Source organism: Mycobacterium sp. NGS29, assembly GCF_059812965.1.
Genome location: NZ_JCALDR010000008.1, coordinates 89,850 through 105,680 on the forward strand (window position 1 = coordinate 89,850; position 15,831 = coordinate 105,680).

Annotated in this window: 18 protein-coding genes; 14 read left to right on the forward strand and 4 right to left on the reverse strand. The window is 67.3% G+C overall.

The features are described from left to right. Nucleotide 1: 1 nt before the first annotated feature. From AC5Y5Z_RS13475 to AC5Y5Z_RS13490, 4 genes are all read right to left on the reverse strand, one after another. Nucleotides 2-199, reverse strand: a complete 198-nt coding sequence (locus AC5Y5Z_RS13475) for a three-helix bundle dimerization domain-containing protein (protein ID WP_463828539.1) — start codon at nt 197-199, stop codon at nt 2-4. 68 nt (nt 200-267) lie between these two features. After that, nucleotides 268-1,281 (reverse strand): zinc-binding dehydrogenase, encoded by a 1,014-nt coding sequence (locus AC5Y5Z_RS13480; RefSeq protein ID WP_499925543.1) that lies wholly within the window; start codon nt 1,279-1,281, stop codon nt 268-270. Continuing rightward, nucleotides 1,281-2,468 (reverse strand): LLM class flavin-dependent oxidoreductase, encoded by a 1,188-nt coding sequence (locus AC5Y5Z_RS13485; protein WP_463828541.1) that lies wholly within the window; start codon nt 2,466-2,468, stop codon nt 1,281-1,283. The genes AC5Y5Z_RS13480 and AC5Y5Z_RS13485 overlap by 1 nt, the downstream gene beginning before the upstream one ends. After that, complete coding sequence (locus tag AC5Y5Z_RS13490) at nt 2,465-3,430, reverse strand: alpha/beta fold hydrolase (protein ID WP_499925545.1); 966 nt, start codon at nt 3,428-3,430, stop codon at nt 2,465-2,467. The genes AC5Y5Z_RS13485 and AC5Y5Z_RS13490 overlap by 4 nt, the downstream gene beginning before the upstream one ends. Nucleotides 3,431-3,517: 87 nt before the next feature. Between AC5Y5Z_RS13490 and AC5Y5Z_RS13495 the strand changes: the two genes are divergently transcribed. From AC5Y5Z_RS13495 to lsr2, 14 genes are all read left to right on the forward strand, one after another. Further along, entirely contained in the window at nt 3,518-3,931 is a 414-nt protein-coding gene (locus AC5Y5Z_RS13495; protein WP_499925663.1) for a VOC family protein, read from the forward strand. A 142-nt stretch (nt 3,932-4,073) separates the two neighbouring features. After that, nucleotides 4,074-6,308, forward strand: coding sequence for an ATP-dependent zinc metalloprotease FtsH (gene ftsH, locus AC5Y5Z_RS13500; protein ID WP_473139860.1), 2,235 nt, complete (start codon nt 4,074-4,076; stop codon nt 6,306-6,308). Between the two features lie 15 nt (nt 6,309-6,323). Then, complete coding sequence (gene folE / locus AC5Y5Z_RS13505; RefSeq protein ID WP_463828544.1) at nt 6,324-6,926, forward strand: GTP cyclohydrolase I FolE; 603 nt, start codon at nt 6,324-6,326, stop codon at nt 6,924-6,926. After that, the gene (folP, locus tag AC5Y5Z_RS13510) at nt 6,923-7,765 is read left to right on the forward strand and encodes a dihydropteroate synthase (RefSeq protein ID WP_499925547.1); all 843 of its coding nucleotides are present in this window, start codon (nt 6,923-6,925) and stop codon (nt 7,763-7,765) included. The genes folE and folP overlap by 4 nt, the downstream gene beginning before the upstream one ends. After that, nucleotides 7,758-8,159, forward strand: a complete 402-nt coding sequence (gene folB, locus AC5Y5Z_RS13515) for a dihydroneopterin aldolase (RefSeq protein ID WP_473139859.1) — start codon at nt 7,758-7,760, stop codon at nt 8,157-8,159. Before folP ends, folB begins: the two co-directional genes overlap by 8 nt. A gap of 7 nt (nt 8,160-8,166) precedes the next feature. Continuing rightward, the gene (gene folK, locus AC5Y5Z_RS13520; protein ID WP_499925548.1) at nt 8,167-8,682 is read left to right on the forward strand and encodes a 2-amino-4-hydroxy-6-hydroxymethyldihydropteridine diphosphokinase; all 516 of its coding nucleotides are present in this window, start codon (nt 8,167-8,169) and stop codon (nt 8,680-8,682) included. Further along, on the forward strand, nt 8,682-9,158 hold the full coding sequence (locus tag AC5Y5Z_RS13525) for a DUF3180 domain-containing protein (RefSeq protein WP_463828548.1): 477 nt from the start codon (nt 8,682-8,684) through the stop codon (nt 9,156-9,158). Before folK ends, AC5Y5Z_RS13525 begins: the two co-directional genes overlap by 1 nt. Nucleotides 9,159-9,235: 77 nt before the next feature. Beyond that, nucleotides 9,236-10,528, forward strand: coding sequence for a DUF6779 domain-containing protein (locus tag AC5Y5Z_RS13530; protein ID WP_499925550.1), 1,293 nt, complete (start codon nt 9,236-9,238; stop codon nt 10,526-10,528). Between the two features lie 102 nt (nt 10,529-10,630). Next, complete coding sequence (locus AC5Y5Z_RS13535; protein ID WP_463828550.1) at nt 10,631-11,542, forward strand: Rossmann-like and DUF2520 domain-containing protein; 912 nt, start codon at nt 10,631-10,633, stop codon at nt 11,540-11,542. Next, nucleotides 11,539-12,459 carry a pantoate--beta-alanine ligase gene (gene panC, locus AC5Y5Z_RS13540; protein ID WP_499925552.1) on the forward strand — a complete coding sequence of 307 codons (921 nt, stop codon included), beginning with the start codon at nt 11,539-11,541 and terminating at the stop codon, nt 12,457-12,459. Before AC5Y5Z_RS13535 ends, panC begins: the two co-directional genes overlap by 4 nt. Further along, the gene (gene panD / locus AC5Y5Z_RS13545) at nt 12,459-12,878 is read left to right on the forward strand and encodes an aspartate 1-decarboxylase (protein WP_463828552.1); all 420 of its coding nucleotides are present in this window, start codon (nt 12,459-12,461) and stop codon (nt 12,876-12,878) included. Before panC ends, panD begins: the two co-directional genes overlap by 1 nt. Before the next feature lie 2 nt (nt 12,879-12,880). Beyond that, complete coding sequence (locus AC5Y5Z_RS13550; RefSeq protein ID WP_463828553.1) at nt 12,881-13,699, forward strand: type III pantothenate kinase; 819 nt, start codon at nt 12,881-12,883, stop codon at nt 13,697-13,699. A gap of 48 nt (nt 13,700-13,747) precedes the next feature. Beyond that, the gene (gene lysS / locus AC5Y5Z_RS13555; RefSeq protein ID WP_473139854.1) at nt 13,748-15,259 is read left to right on the forward strand and encodes a lysine--tRNA ligase; all 1,512 of its coding nucleotides are present in this window, start codon (nt 13,748-13,750) and stop codon (nt 15,257-15,259) included. Nucleotides 15,260-15,370: 111 nt separating this feature from the next. Then, nucleotides 15,371-15,709: a histone-like nucleoid-structuring protein Lsr2 gene (gene lsr2 / locus AC5Y5Z_RS13560; protein ID WP_236978550.1), complete on the forward strand. Its 339-nt coding sequence runs from the start codon at nt 15,371-15,373 to the stop codon at nt 15,707-15,709. The last annotated feature ends 122 nt before the right edge of the window (nt 15,710-15,831 follow it).

Below are 15,831 nucleotides of genomic sequence, written 5' to 3' on the forward strand. Positions count from 1 at the left end.
CCTACCTGGCCCCCGCCAATTCGGCGTTGACCCGCCGCTCGACGAGCAACGGGATGAAGTCCCGGATCCGGCTGTGGGCCAGGCTGGCGCGTGCATTCTCGATGGCGCCGGCCACCTGATCGGGCGGCAGATGGCGGTATTGCGTTGCCAGTCGGCGCTCCAGACGGGCGATCATCGCGTCCTCGTTGATCCCGGCCATCGAGTAAGCGTGCGACAGGATGCACCGTCCGTCAACTTGGCATTCAGGCCCGGGGAACGTCGTGGTTGCTAGGGCGTAACCAGGATCTTGCAGTGCCGTTCCGGGTCGGCCAGGTCGTCGAACGCCGCCCCGACGTCGTCCAGTCCGACTTCGCCGGTGATCAGGGGGCTGACGTCGATGTCACCCTCGGCGATCGCTCGCAGCGACTCGCTGAACTCCTCGAAGTCGTAGGCCAACGAGAACTGGATGCTGATCTCGCTGGCGGTGCCGAAGAACGGGTGGATGGTGTCGGGTTCCATGCAGACACCGGCCACCACCAGGCGCGTGCCGCGCCGTGCTCGGAGCAGCACGTCGTCGATGACCCCGGGTCTCCCGACGGCCTCGAACACCACCACCGCCTTCGTGACGTCGAACGGCGAGCCCTGTGCCGGATCCACCGTCCGATGTGCTCCCATCAGGGTCGCCAGCTCGCGACGTTTGGGCGAAAAGTCAGCCGCCACAATGCTTTGCACGCCGCGGACGCGCAGCGCGGCGATGATCGCGATGCCGATCGGCCCGCAGCCCAGCACCAGGGCCGCTTCGTCGACCTTGATGTCGGACTTGTTCACCGCATGCAACCCCACCGCCATCGGCTCGGTGAGGGCCGCGTGCTTGAGGTCCAGACCGTTGGGGATCGGCACCAACAGCGGCGCCGACAGCAGCATCCGCTCGGCATACCCACCGAGCGTGCTGTTGCTGTACACGATCGGCTCGACGCCCTTGTCGGACAACAACACCGGCAGTGAGGTGACCAGTGTTCCCGGCGGATGGGTGTCGGTGTCGGGACCGGCCTCGAGCACCTCGGCGCTGAACTCGTGGCCCATGAAGATGTCCCGGCTCAGGTCGACGTCCATGCCACCCGTATTGCCGGCCACCCGGCGGCTCATTTCCAGCACCTTGCCGCCGTGGGCCGCGAAATGCAGGTCAGAGCCGCAGATTCCGCACGCACGGACCGCGACCAGCACCTGTCCCGGCCCCGGTGTCGGCTCGGGCAGGTCGTCGCGGTAGACCATGCGCCCGTCGCGCAGCACCGATGCCCGCATCAGTTGCCCGTCTCGTCGTGTTCGGCGACGTGCTGAGTGATGGCCTGCACGACGGCCTGACCGGCGCGTCCGATCAACTCCTCACGCTTGTCCTTGGCCCATTCGTGCGAAGCCCGCGGGGCTTCGAGTTGTCCCTTGAAATGCGGAATAACCTTGCGCGCGAACAGTTCATAGGAATGGAAAGTCGCTGCCGGCGACGCCCAGTCGTGGCCGAGCAGCAGCAATGTACCGAACCCGCCGGAGCGTTCCAGCAGATCCTCGATGTGCGCGATTGCGTCGTCCGGCGTGCCGATGCAGCAATTTCCCTGCGCCGCATAGTCTGCCACGTACTCGCGGGGTGACTGGGTGCCGTCGACCGAGTTGGACAGCGGGACGAATCCGGCGGCGCCGAAATATTCGGCGAAATCCAGCAACCCGTACGTACAGTCCTCGATCGCCTGGTCCCGGGTGTCGGCGATGTGCATGATGCTCAACACCCGCCAGTCGCGCCGCCGGGGTGCTTCGCGGCCGGCTTTGGCGGCCTGGTCGACCACCACCTGCCAGGTTGTCTCCAAAGCTGCATACCCGCCCGGTACCGACATCGACAGGGACAGCAGCGAGGTGCCCAGTGCGCCGGCCAACCTCGGTCCCGACGGCGAAATCATTGCGGCCGTGGATATCTCCGGATAAGGCCAGGTATACGGGCGGATGTGCAACTGCGCGTCGCGCAGGGTGAACCACTCGGTGTGCCGGTCGATGCGCTCGTCGGGAGCGGCGCGGAACAAGGCCAGGATCGCCTCCAGCGATTCCTGCATCATCCGCCGCTGGTCGACCGGATCGATTCCCATCATGTAGGCATCCGACGGCAGCGCGCCGGGACCGGTGCCGAACATCACCCGGCCACGGGTCAGGTGATCCAACAGCACCCAGCGGTCGGCCACCATCAGCGGATGGTGATAGGGCAGTGAGACCACACCGGTACCCAACCGGATGTGCTTGGTCCGCTCTGCGGCGGCCGCAATGAACACCTCCGGGCAGGAGATCAATTCGTAACCGCCGGAATGGTGTTCGCCGAACCACGCCTCGTCGAAGCCCAGGCGGTCCAGCGCGACGACCCGCTCCATGTCGTATTCCAGTGCCACCGTGGGGGATTGACCGGTGGGATGAAACGGTGTGATGAAAACACCGAATCGCATTGGCGCACTCACCATTGCACTCCTTTGAGGAAGTCGAGAAGGGTCTCGTTCACCGCTTCGGGTCGCTCCTGCTGTATCCAGTGCCCGGCTCCCTCGAGCATCACCTCGCGGTAGGGGCCGGTGATCACCTCTGCGGCTCGATCGGCGCGGGTGAAGCTGAGGACCGGATCGGCCGTCCCCCCGATGAACAGGCACGGCACCGAGATGGTGGCACCGGCGAGTTCGGGTGTGGTCTCCCAGTTACGGTCGAAATTGCGGTACCAGTTCAGGCCGCCGGTGAAGCCGGTACGGGCGAATTCGCTGATGTAGTGGTCCAGTTCGGCCTGGCTGATCCAGTCGGGCAGCCCGTCGGGCTCCGGCAGCCGGTCGATGAAACCTTCGGATCCGGGCGCCACCATGCGCAGCCCCGCACTGTGGTCGTCAGAAAGCCGCAGGCCGCCCATCATCCGGCGGACGGCGCGGGCCGGATCGGCGTCGAACTCCGCATCGGCGACGCCGGGCTGCTGAAAATAGAGGATGTAGAAGAAGTGGTCGCCAAACATGCGCCGCCAGGCCTGGGTGGGCGCGACCTTGGGGCGCGGCGTGACGGGAACACTCAGGGCAGCAACCGCCGCGACACGTTCGGGATGCAACAGCGGTGCGTTCCACACCACGGCGGCACCCCAGTCGTGGCCGACCCACACGGCCTGCTCGGCGCCGACATCGTCGAGCAGCCCGGCCAGGTCGGCGGTCAACTGGTGGATGTCGTAGGCCTCGATCGGCGCCGGGCGCGACGACCCGCCGTAACCCCGCTGATCGGGCGCCAACACGTGGTAGCCGGCATCGGCCAGCGGTTGAATCTGGTGTCGCCACGAGTAGGCCAGTTCCGGAAAGCCGTGACACAGCAGCACCACGGGCGCCCCGCGCTCCCCGGCCTCGACCACTCGCAGCTGCACACCGTTGGTGTCGACTAACCGTTCGGTTGATGAGCCCACCGTCTCACCAAAGCACAGCAGCCCGGGGCTGAGAAGGCCCGCGGGTAGTTTGGACACCGCAGAGGCGACGACATGAAGGTGGGCGCGATGCGGCTGGACCACGTGGTGTTGTGGACGAAGGACCCGCGGGCGGCAATGGACTTCTATACCCGGGTGGTGGGTTTGGAACCGGTCCGGTTCGAAGAGTTCGATGCCGGCCGGGCGCCGTTCCCGAGTGTGCGGGTCTGCGCGGATTCGATCCTCGACCTGATACCGGCCGAGGGCGCCTCCGGCACCGAGGCGATGACCAACGTCGAAGGCAGCGCCGGCCACCGGATCAACCACGTGTGCCTGGCGATGTCGAAGGACGAATACGACGCCCTGGATCGGCGACTGCGCGACGAAGGCATCGACACCAGCTCGCGGCTGGACAATTCGTTCGGCGCGCAGGGATGGGCGCCGCAGGGTTACTACTTTCCCGATCCGGACGGCAATGTGGTGGAAGCGCGTTATTACCGGTAGCCGGGCGCGCTTTTCGGGAACTTCCGCTCGTTGTTCATGCTGCGCCCCGGCTCTGCCGGAGCTTGCTGTCGCCAGGGGCGGTAACCTGGACATTTCCAGCTGCGTGTATCGGGAAGGACCTGGCCGAGCCGGCCGATGATAGATGAACCGTAGAAACGTGATCCGCACAATTACGGTGATCGCCGTATTGGTGCTGTTCGGCTGGTTGTTCTTCTATTTCAGCGACGACACCCGCGGCTACAAACCCGTCGACACCTCGGTGGCGATGGCACAGATCAACAGCGACAACGTCGCGAGCGCGCAGATCGACGATCGCGAGCAGCAGCTGCGACTGACCCTGAAGAAGAGCAACAACGACACCGAGAACTCCGACAAGGTCATCACCAAGTTCCCGGCCGGGTACGGGGTCGAGCTGCTCAAGGCGCTGACCGCCAAGAACGCCAAGGTCAGCACCGTGGTCAACGAAGGCAGTCTGCTCGGCGAGCTGCTGGTCTACGTGCTACCGCTGCTGCTGCTGGTGGGTCTGTTCGTGATGTTCTCCCGCATGCAGGGCGGTGCCCGGATGGGCTTCGGCTTCGGCAAGTCACGGGCCAAACAACTGTCCAAGGACATGCCCAAGACCACGTTCGCCGACGTCGCCGGTGTCGACGAAGCGGTCGAGGAACTCTACGAGATCAAGGACTTCCTGCAGAACCCGTCCCGGTATCAGGCGCTGGGCGCCAAGATTCCCAAAGGCGTGCTGCTCTACGGCCCGCCGGGGACCGGCAAGACGCTGCTGGCCCGCGCCGTGGCGGGCGAAGCCGGTGTGCCGTTCTTCACCATCTCCGGCTCGGACTTCGTCGAGATGTTCGTCGGCGTCGGTGCGTCCCGGGTGCGGGATCTCTTCGAGCAGGCCAAGCAGAACAGCCCGTGCATCATTTTCGTCGACGAGATCGACGCGGTGGGCCGCCAGCGCGGCGCCGGGCTCGGCGGTGGGCACGACGAGCGCGAGCAGACCCTCAACCAGTTGCTGGTGGAGATGGATGGCTTCGGTGACCGTGCCGGCGTCATCCTCATCGCGGCCACCAACCGTCCCGACATCCTGGACCCGGCGCTGCTGCGGCCCGGTCGCTTCGACCGGCAGATCCCGGTGTCCAACCCGGACTTGGCCGGTCGCCGCGCGGTGCTGCGGGTGCACTCCAAGGGCAAGCCCATCGCCGACGACGCCGACCTGGACGGGCTGGCCAAGCGGACCGTCGGGATGACCGGCGCCGACCTGGCCAACGTCGTCAACGAGGCGGCGCTGTTGACCGCCCGCGAGAACGGCACCGTCATCACCGGCCCGGCCCTGGAAGAGGCCGTCGACCGGGTCATCGGCGGCCCGCGCCGCAAGGGCCGCATCATCAGCGAGCACGAAAAGAAGATCACCGCCTACCACGAGGGCGGGCACACGCTGGCCGCATGGGCGATGCCGGACATCGACCCGGTCTACAAGGTGACGATCCTGGCCCGTGGGCGCACCGGCGGGCACGCGGTCGCGGTACCCGAGGAAGACAAGGGTCTGCGCACCCGCTCGGAGATGATCGCCCAGCTGGTGTTCGCGATGGGTGGTCGCGCGGCCGAGGAACTGGTGTTCCGGGAGCCCACCACCGGTGCGGTGTCCGACATCGAGCAGGCGACCAAGGTGGCCCGCGCGATGGTCACCGAGTACGGCATGAGTGCCCGCTTGGGAGCGGTGAAATACGGCACCGAACACGGCGACCCGTTCCTGGGACGCACCATGGGCAACCAGCCGGACTACTCCCACGAGGTTGCCGGCGCCATCGACGAGGAGGTGCGCAAGCTGATCGAGGCGGCGCACACCGAGGCCTGGGAGATCCTCACCGAATACCGCGATGTGTTGGACACGCTGGCCGGCGAGTTGCTGGAAAAGGAGACCCTGCACCGCCCCGAATTGGAGGCGATCTTCGGCGACGTCGAGAAGCGGCCCCGACTGACCATGTTCGACGACTTCGGGGGCCGGATCCCGTCGGACAAACCGCCGATCAAGACGCCGGGGGAACTGGCGATCGAACGCGGCGAGCCGTGGCCCCAGCCGGTGCCGGAGCCGGCGTTCAAGGCCGCGATCGCACGGGCCAGCAAGGCTGCCGAACAAGCTCAATCCGAGACGCAGGGCAACGGCGACAGCGGTTCTCAGGGTGCCAACGGTTCGCACGGCAGCACCCAGCCGGACTACGGCGCCCCCGCCGGCTGGCACGCCCCCGGGTGGCCGCCCAAGTCGTCCAATCGTCCACAACCAGCTCCCAGTTATCCCAGCCCGGATACCGAGACGGACCCCGCCGAGTCCGACCAGCGCGAGAAGGACGTGACTCGGTCCAACCCGCCGGCCCACGGCTGAATAACGGAGGCTTCAATGACGCAGCTGGATTCCAGGAGTACCCGGGTGCGGGAATTCGACCAGGCCCGCGCCGAGGCCGCGGTTCGCGAACTGCTCGTTGCGATCGGTGAGGACCCAGACCGAAATGGCTTGCGGGACACCCCTGCTCGCGTTGTCCGGGCCTATCGGGAGATATTCGCCGGCCTCTACACCGATCCGGCCTCGGTGCTGACCGCGATGTTCGACGAGGACCACGACGAACTGGTCATCGTCAAAGAGATCCCGATGTACTCCACCTGCGAACACCACCTGGTGTCCTTTCACGGGGTGGCCCACGTCGGCTACATCCCCGGGGTGGACGGCAGAGTCACCGGCTTGTCCAAGATCGCCCGCCTGGTCGACCTCTACGCCAAGCGCCCGCAGGTCCAGGAACGGCTCACCAGTCAGATCGCCGACGCGCTGGTGCACAAGCTGAATCCACGGGGGGTGATCGTGGTGATCGAGGCCGAGCATCTGTGCATGGCAATGCGCGGGGTGCGCAAGCCCGGATCGACCACCACGACGTCGGCGGTGCGGGGTCAGTTCAAGACCGACGCCGCTTCTCGGGCCGAAGCGCTCGATCTCATCCTGCGCAAGTGAGTCCGGCGCCCGTGCAGGTGATGGGAGTGCTCAACGTCACCGACGACTCGTTCTCCGACGGCGGGCGTTACCTGGACGCCGGTGGTGCCGTCGAGCATGGCCTGGCGCTGGCCGCCGACGGTGCGCAGATCGTCGACGTCGGGGGCGAGTCGACCCGGCCCGGCGCGGCGCGGGTGGACCCTGAGGTCGAGTCGATTCGCGTGGTACCAGTAGTCAAAAAGCTTGCTGCACAAGGTATTACAGTCAGTATCGACACTATGCACGCGTGCGTGGCGCGGGCCGCGCTGGAGAACGGCGCACAGCTCGTCAACGACGTATCGGGAGGGCGGGCCGACCCGGCGATGGCCCCGCTGCTGGCCGAAGCGCAGGTGCCGTGGGTCTTGATGCACTGGCGGCCGGTGTCGGCGGACCACCCGCACCGGGTCCCCGACTACGCCGATGTGGTTGCCGACGTGCGCGCGGATCTACTGGCCAGTGTCGACGACGCCGTGGCCGCCGGCATCGATCCGGCCAATTTGGTGATCGATCCCGGTCTGGGATTCGCCAAGACCGGTCAACACAATTGGGCGTTGTTGCACGGCTTGTCCGAGTTGGTCGCCACCGGGCTGCCGGTGCTGGTGGGCGCCTCGCGCAAGCGCTTTCTCGGGACGTTGCTGGCCGGGCCGGACGGAACGCCCCGTCCGCCGGACGGGCGTGAGACGGCGACCGCGGTGATCTCGGCGCTGGCCGCCCTGCACGGGGCGTGGGGTGTTCGGGTGCACGATGTGCGCGCCTCGGTCGACGCCCTGCGGGTGGTCCGTGCCTGGCAGGGCGGGAACGGGACCGGGCCCGATGGCTGATCGAATCGAGTTGCGCGGCTTGCGGATTCGCGGCCGGCACGGTGTGTTCGAACACGAGCGGCGCGATGGGCAGGAATTCGTCGTCGACATCACCGTGTGGATCGACCTGGCGCAGGCCGCCGCTGGCGACGACCTGGCCGACACCTACGACTACAGCGTGCTGGCCCAGTTGGCTGCCGACGTGATCGGGGGCACGCCGCGGAACCTGATCGAAACGGTCGGAGCCGAGATCGCCGACGACGTCATCAAGGACGAGCGGGTGCACGCCGTCGAGGTGACGGTGCACAAACCGCAGGCTCCCATTGCGCAGCAGTTCGACGACGTCGCGGTGGTGACCCGACGGTCGCGTCGCGGCGGTCGGGGTTCGGTGATCCCGGCGGACCGAGCGGTATGACGCGCCGATGAGTCGCGTCGTGCTGTCCATCGGCTCCAACGTCGGTGACCGGGTGGCCGCGTTGCAATCGGTGGTCGACGGACTCGGCGACGCGGTCACCGCGGTATCCGGTGTCTACGAGACCGACCCGTGGGGTGGTGTGCCGCAGGACCCGTTCCTCAACGCCGTGCTGGTCGCCGACGATCCGGCCCGCACCGCGACCGACTGGCTGAGCTGCGCCCACGAACTCGAGCAGGCGGCGCAGCGTATCCGCGAACAACGGTGGGGTCCGCGAACGCTCGACGTGGACCTGGTGGCCTGTCACGATGCCGGCGGCGAAGTCGTCTGCCGCAGCAGCGAGTTGACGCTGCCCCATCCGCGGGCCCACCTGCGGGCCTTCGTCCTGGTTCCGTGGCTGGAGGTCGATCCCGGCGCCGAGTTGGGGCTCGACGGGAGTTCGCGCCCCGTCGCGGAGATGATCGGCGCACTACGGCCCGCCGACCGGGCCGGCGTGCGGCCGACGTCGCTGAAGCTGGAGCGTTGATGGGCCCGACCCGCAAGCGCGACCTCACCGTGGTGGTGATCGGGGCGGCGGTGGTCGGCTACCTGCTGATCACGGTGCTCTACCGGTGGTTTCCGCCGATCACGATCTGGACGGGGATCTCGCTGCTGGTGGTCGCGTTCGCCGAGTGGCGGTGGGGGCGCTACGTGCGCACCAAGATCGACGACGGGGAGATCGGCGACGCGCCAGGCTGGCTGCACCCGCTGGCGGTGGCGCGCAGCCTGGTGGTGGCCAAGGCCTCAGCGTGGATGGGCGCGCTGGTGCTGGGGTGGTGGTTGGGCGTGCTGGTGTATTTCCTGCCGCGGCGGTCGTGGCTGCGGGCGGCCGCAGCCGACACCTCCGGCGCGGTGGTAGCCGCCGTGAGCGCGTTGGCCCTGATCGTCGCGGCGCTCTGGCTACAGCATTGCTGCAAGTCCCCGCCGGATCCGACCGAGCACGGCGAGGGCGTCGAAACCTGACGAAAGTCGGCTCGGCCGGAGAATCGCCGGACCGGCACGACACGCTGACTGACCTCGCCCGGGTACAGTTTCTGGCCATGACCGTTCTGTCCCGCGGCGCCCGAGTCCGGCGCGGCGGCCGCAGGCCGGGTTGGGTGCTCTTGACGGCGTTGCTGGTCCTGGCTATCGGGGCCAGTTCCGCGCTGGTTTTCACCGATCGCGTGGAACTGCTCAAGCTCGCTGTGATCCTGGCGCTGTGGGCCGCCGTCGCCGGTGCGTTCGTGTCGGTGCTGTATCGCCGGCAGGCCGAGGCCGACCAGGCACGCGCCCGCGACATGAAGCTGGTTTACGACCTGCAGTTGGATCGCGAGATCTCCGCTCGTCGTGAGTACGAACTGACGGTGGAATCCCAGTTGCGCCGGGAGCTGGCCGCGGAGATACATGCGCAGGCCGCCGACGAGATTGCGGCGCTGCGGGCCGAACTGGCCTCGTTGCGCACCAACCTGGAGATTCTGTTCGACACCGATCTCGAACAGCGGCCGGCGCTGGAGACCCTGGGCAGGGACGGCACCCGTGCGTTGACGGACCGGGCCCCCGCCCAGAACGGCGAAATCCCCCCCGCGGACTGGGTGACCAGTGATCGGGTGACGGCGGTGCGGCGGGACGACCGGATCGTGCGCAGCGACGACACCGCCATCATCGATGTACCGGAGGAACCGCTGCTGCCGCCCCGCCCGCCCGCGCCGGTGCGCGAGCAACCCGCGCCGGTGCCGCAGTTCGCAGCCCCGGCACCCCCGGAAACGCCCGCCGAACCACGCCACCGCCCGCCGCCACAGGCTCCGCAACAGCCGGCGTGGCCGCAGCCGCCGGCGGCGTGGCCGCAGCCGCAGACGCCGCCACCTGCACCTTTGCTGCCGGAGCCGCGGCCGGAGCGTCCGGCCGAATGGCAGGCCGTCGCCGCCGAAGGGCAGTGGCTGCCACCCGGGACACCCGGCAGTCGGTGGGCACCCTCCGACCCGGCCCCGCCCGGACAATCGGGCCGCAGAAGGCGCTACCGGGATGCCGAGGACGAGCCCGCCGGCGCTCACGGCGAGGCACCGTCCCAGTACGGCGGTCGTCGGTCCCGGTCGCGGCACTCCGCGGAGTACCGGGACCACGGGGTCGGCAGCTTCGCCCGGACCGAGGATTCCGGACCGGACGAGTCCGTCGCGCCGGCCGAGCCTGCGTCCCCGCGGTTGGCGCCCGCCCCCCCGGCATCCAGGCATCGCAGCGCCGACGCCGACGCGTCCGATGTCCCGGAGGAGCCGGCGGGTGGGCAGACGGTCGCAGACCTGATGGCGCGGCTCCAGGTCCAGCCGGGCGGTGGGCGCCGGCGGCGGCGTGACGGCTGACACGCTGTGCTGCGTCCGGCGGATCGACTAGAGTCTTGGTGACCGTCCGGTACCCGAATTGCGGGACTGGAACGAACAAAGACATCTGTGAGGTCGTCTGCGATGGTGCAGTTCGACGGTTTGCGCCCGGCCAGGCTCAAGGTGGGGATCATCTCCGCCGGCCGGGTGGGCACCGCACTGGGAGTCGCGCTGGAGCGCGCCGATCACGTCGTGGTCGCGTGCAGCGCCATCTCCCGCGCATCGTTGCTCCGGGCACAGCGTCGGCTGCCCGACACCCCGGTCCTGCCGCCGCCGGACGTCGCAGCCGCCGCTGAGCTACTGGTGCTGGCGGTCACCGACAGCGAACTGCCCGGCCTGGTGTCCGGCCTGGCGGCCACCTCGGCGGTGCGGCCCGGGACCATCGTGGCGCACACCTCCGGCGCCAACGGCGTCGCGGTCCTGTCCCCGCTGAGCGAGCAGGGCTGCATTCCGCTGGCGATTCATCCGGCGATGACCTTCACCGGCGCCGATGAGGACATCGCCCGGTTGGCCGACACCTGCTTCGGCATCACCGCGGCCGACGACGTCGGCTACGCCATCGGGCAGTCGCTGGTGCTGGAAATGGGTGGCGAGCCGTTCAGTGTGCGCGAGGACGCCCGTGTTCTCTATCACGCCGCGCTGGCCCACGCCTCCAACCACCTGGTCACGGTGCTGGCCGACGCGCTGGAGGCGCTGCGGACCGCGATCCGCGGCGGCGAACTGCTGGGGCAGCAGCCCGTGGAGAACCAGCCGGGTGGCATCGCCGAGCGCATCGTCGGACCGTTGGCCCGCGCGGCCCTGGAAAACACCCTGCAACGCGGACAGGCCGCACTCACCGGGCCGGTCGCCCGCGGGGACGCCGCCGCCGTCGCCGGGCATCTGCGCGCGCTGGAAGGCGCTGATCCGCACCTCGCCCAGGCGTACCGGGTGAATGCGCTGCGCACCGCGCAGCGTGCCCATGCCCCCACCGACGTCGTCGAGGTGCTGGCGCGATGACCGCCGGCAAGGCGCCGACGTTCGACCGCGGCCGGCTGAACGTGTACGCCGTCCCGCGCGAGGTTTCCGAGGTTACCCGGGCGCTGCGGCATACCGGCCGTCGAGTCATGTTGGTGCCCACCATGGGCGCCCTGCATGACGGCCACCTGACGCTGGTACGCGCCGCCAAGCGGGTGCCGGGCTCGGTGGTGGTGGTGTCGATTTTCGTCAACCCGTTGCAGTTCGGTGCCAACGAAGACCTCGACGCCTACCCGCGCACCCTCGACCAGGACATCGCGATGTTGCGGGAGGAAGGCGTCGAGATCGTGTTCGCACCGACCGCCGGGGCCATGTACCCCGACGGCATGCGCACTACCGTGCAGCCCGGTCCGCTCGCCGCCGAGCTCGAGGGCGCCTCGCGCCCAACGCATTTCGCTGGGATGCTGACCGTCGTGGTGAAACTGCTGCAGATCGTGCGTCCCGATCGGATTTTCTTCGGCGAGAAGGACTATCAACAGCTGGTCCTGGTCCGGCAGATGGTCGCCGACCTGAATCTCGATGTGCGGGTGGTCGGAGTGCCCACGGTGCGCGAATCCGACGGGCTGGCGATGTCGTCGCGCAACCGCTACCTCGACCCGGCGCAACGTGAACTCGCGGTGGCACTTTCGTCGGCCCTGACGGCCGGGGCACACGCCGCGACGTTCGGTGCGCAGGCCGCGCTGGACGCGGCACAGGCGGTGCTGGACGCGACATCCGGCCTGCAGGTCGACTACCTGCAACTGCGCGACACCGAGCTGGGCCCGGTACCCACCGGCGGATCCGGCCGGCTGCTGATCGCGGCGCGGCTGGGCGCCACCCGCCTGCTGGACAACGTTGCAATTCAAATCGGAAATGTCGCCGACACCGCTGGGTCGGACGAATCACACTGGAGGAACTGATGTTACGGACGATGCTGAAGTCGAAGATCCACCGCGCCACCGTTACCCAGGCCGACTTGCACTACGTCGGATCGGTGACCATCGACGCAGATCTGATGGATGCCGCCGACCTGCTCGAAGGTGAACAGGTCACCATCGTCGACATCGACAACGGCGCCCGGCTGGTGACCTACGCGATCACCGGTGAACGCGGTAGTGGGATAATCGGAATCAACGGTGCCGCAGCACATCTCGTCCACCCGGGCGATCTGGTGATCCTGATCGCCTACGGAGCCATGGAGGATGCCGAGGCGCGCGCCTACCAGCCGCGGATCGTATTCGTCGACGCGGCGAACAAGCAGATCGACCTGGGCCACGACCCGGCCTTCGTGCCCGACGGCGTGGATGAGCTACTCGATCCGCGGATCGGCGTGCGATAACCGTGCTGCTGGCGATCGATGTCCGCAACACCCACACCGTCGTCGGCTTGCTGGCCGGGGTCAAAGATCACGCAAAAGTGGTGCAGCAGTGGCGGATTCGTACCGAGTCCGAGGTCACGGCCGACGAGCTGGCGCTCACCATCGACGGCCTGATCGGTGAGGATGCCGAGCGGCTGACCGGTGCCGCCGCGCTGTCCACCGTTCCGTCCGTGCTGCACGAGGTGCGCATCATGCTCGAGCAGTACTGGCCGTCGGTGCCGCATGTGTTGATCGAGCCCGGCGTCCGCACCGGCATCCCGCTGTTGGTCGACAACCCCAAAGAGGTCGGCGCCGACCGGATCGTCAACTGCCTGGCGGCATTCAGCAAGTTCGGCAAGGCCTCGATCGTCGTCGACTTCGGCTCGTCGATCTGCGTGGACGTGGTGTCGGCCAAAGGGGAGTTTCTCGGGGGCGCGATCGCGCCCGGCGTGCAGGTGTCCTCGGACGCCGCGGCGGCCCGCTCGGCGGCGCTGCGCCGGGTCGAACTGACCCGGCCGCGGTCCGTGGTGGGCAAGAACACCGTCGAGTGCATGCAGGCCGGCGCGGTGTTCGGTTTCGCCGGCCTGGTCGACGGACTGGTCGGCCGCATCCGCGACGATGTGCAGGGTTTCGCGGCCGGTGAGGACGTCGCGGTGGTGGCCACCGGACATACCGCACCCCTGCTGTTGCCGGAACTGCACACCGTCGAGCACTACGACAAACACCTGACCCTGGATGGCCTGCGGATGGTCTTCGAGCGCAATCAGGACGCCCAGCGCGGCCGGCTCAAGACCGCGCGCTGACAGTCGCAATTGGGGCGCACGCCGCGGGTTCATTTAAGCTGGCACGTCGTGAGTGCCCCCGATCGAGAATCCGCCGCGGACCTTCCCGAACAGTTTCGGATTCGCCGGGACAAGCGCGCTCGCCTGTTGGCTGAAGGCCACGATCCCTACCCGGTGGCCATCGAGCGCACGCACACGCTGGCCGAAATCCGGGCTGCCTACCCCGATCTGCCGACCGATACCGCCACCGAGGACGTCGTCGGCGTCGCCGGCCGGGTGGTCTTCGCGCGCAACACCGGCAAGCTGTGTTTCGCGACTTTGCAGGACGGCGACGGCGCGCAGTTGCAGGCGATGATCAGCCTGGACAAAGTCGGCCGGGAGTCCCTGGACGCGTGGAAGGCCGACGTCGACCTCGGCGACATCGTGTATGTGCACGGCACCGTGATCAGTTCACGTCGCGGCGAATTGTCCGTTCTCGCCGATTCCTGGCAGATGGCCGCCAAGTCGCTGCGGCCGCTGCCCGTTGCACATAAAGAGATGAGCGAGGAGGCGCGGGTACGGCAACGCTACGTCGACCTGATCGTGCGCCCGCAGGCGCGCAGCGTGGCCAGGCAGCGGATCGCCGTCATCCGGGCGCTGCGCAACGCGCTGGACCGGCGCGGATTCCTCGAAGTCGAAACGCCCATCCTGCAGACGCTGGCCGGTGGTGCGGCGGCGCGACCGTTTGTCACCCATTCCAATGCCCTCGACATCGACCTGTACCTGCGGATCGCGCCGGAACTGTTCCTCAAGCGCTGCATCGTCGGTGGTTTCGACAAGGTCTTCGAACTAAATCGAGTGTTCCGAAACGAGGGAACCGATTCCACGCATTCCCCGGAATTCTCTATGCTGGAGACCTACCAGACCTACGGCACCTATGACGATTCGGCACTGGTCACCAGAGAGCTTATTCAAGAGGTTGCCGACGAGGCGATCGGAACCAGAGAACTTCCGATGCCGGATGGCAGTGTGTACAACATCGACGGAGAATGGGCAACTCTGGAGATGTATTTATCGTTGTCCGATGCGCTCGGTGAAGAGATCACACCGCAGACTTCGGTGCAGACCTTACGTGCGATCGCGGCCCGACTAGATGTCGAGATTCCGGACGATCGTGGCTTTGGTCACGGCAAACTCGTCGAAGAACTCTGGGAGCACGCAGTGGGCAAGAGCTTGACCGCGCCCACATTTGTCCGGGATTTCCCGGTGGAGACCACGCCTTTGACGCGCCAGCACCGCAGTATTGCCGGAGTCACCGAGAAGTGGGACCTCTACCTGCACGGAGTCGAGCTGGCAACCGGCTACTCGGAATTGAATGACCCGGTAGTGCAACGCGAGAGATTTGCCGATCAAGCACGCGCGGCAGCTGCCGGTGACGACGAGGCTATGGTTCTCGATGAGGATTTCCTGGCCGCTCTGGAGTTTGGTATGCCGCCGTGCACTGGTACCGGAATGGGTATCGATCGGTTGTTGATGTGTTTGACCGGTCTGTCAATTAGGGAGACTGTTTTGTTCCCGATTGTTCGGCCGCACTCCAACTGAACTGCTCTTGTGTCGGATTGAGTATTTCCACTTCCTATGGCAGATTAGAGAACCGGGGAGTCTATCCGAACTGCATCTCTAACTGCACAGGAAGAACATGAGGGTAAGCCAATGGCGAAAAAAGTGACCGTCACCTTGGTCGATGATTTCGACGGTGCCGGCGCCGCCGACGAAACCGTCGAATTCGGGCTTGACGGGGTGACCTATGAGATCGACCTTTCCAGTAAAAATGCGGCGAAACTGCGTAACGACCTGAAGGGTTGGGTCGCGGCCGGACGTCGGGTCGGCGGCCGGCGGCGCGGACGTTCGGGTTCCGGGCGCGGTCGCGGCGCCATCGACCGCGAACAGAGCGCCGCGATCCGGGAATGGGCGCGTCGCAATGGTCACAACGTCTCGACCCGGGGGCGCATCCCGGCCGACGTCATCGACGCCTTCCACGCGGCCACGTAGTCGCGACCGATCGGCACTGCTAGTACGCGCGATCCGGCGTCCAGGTATTAAACCTGGGCGCCGGTTTTTTGCATTTCGCTTGTGGCGTAGCGATCACCGCCGGAGATGGGAAACGCATTGTC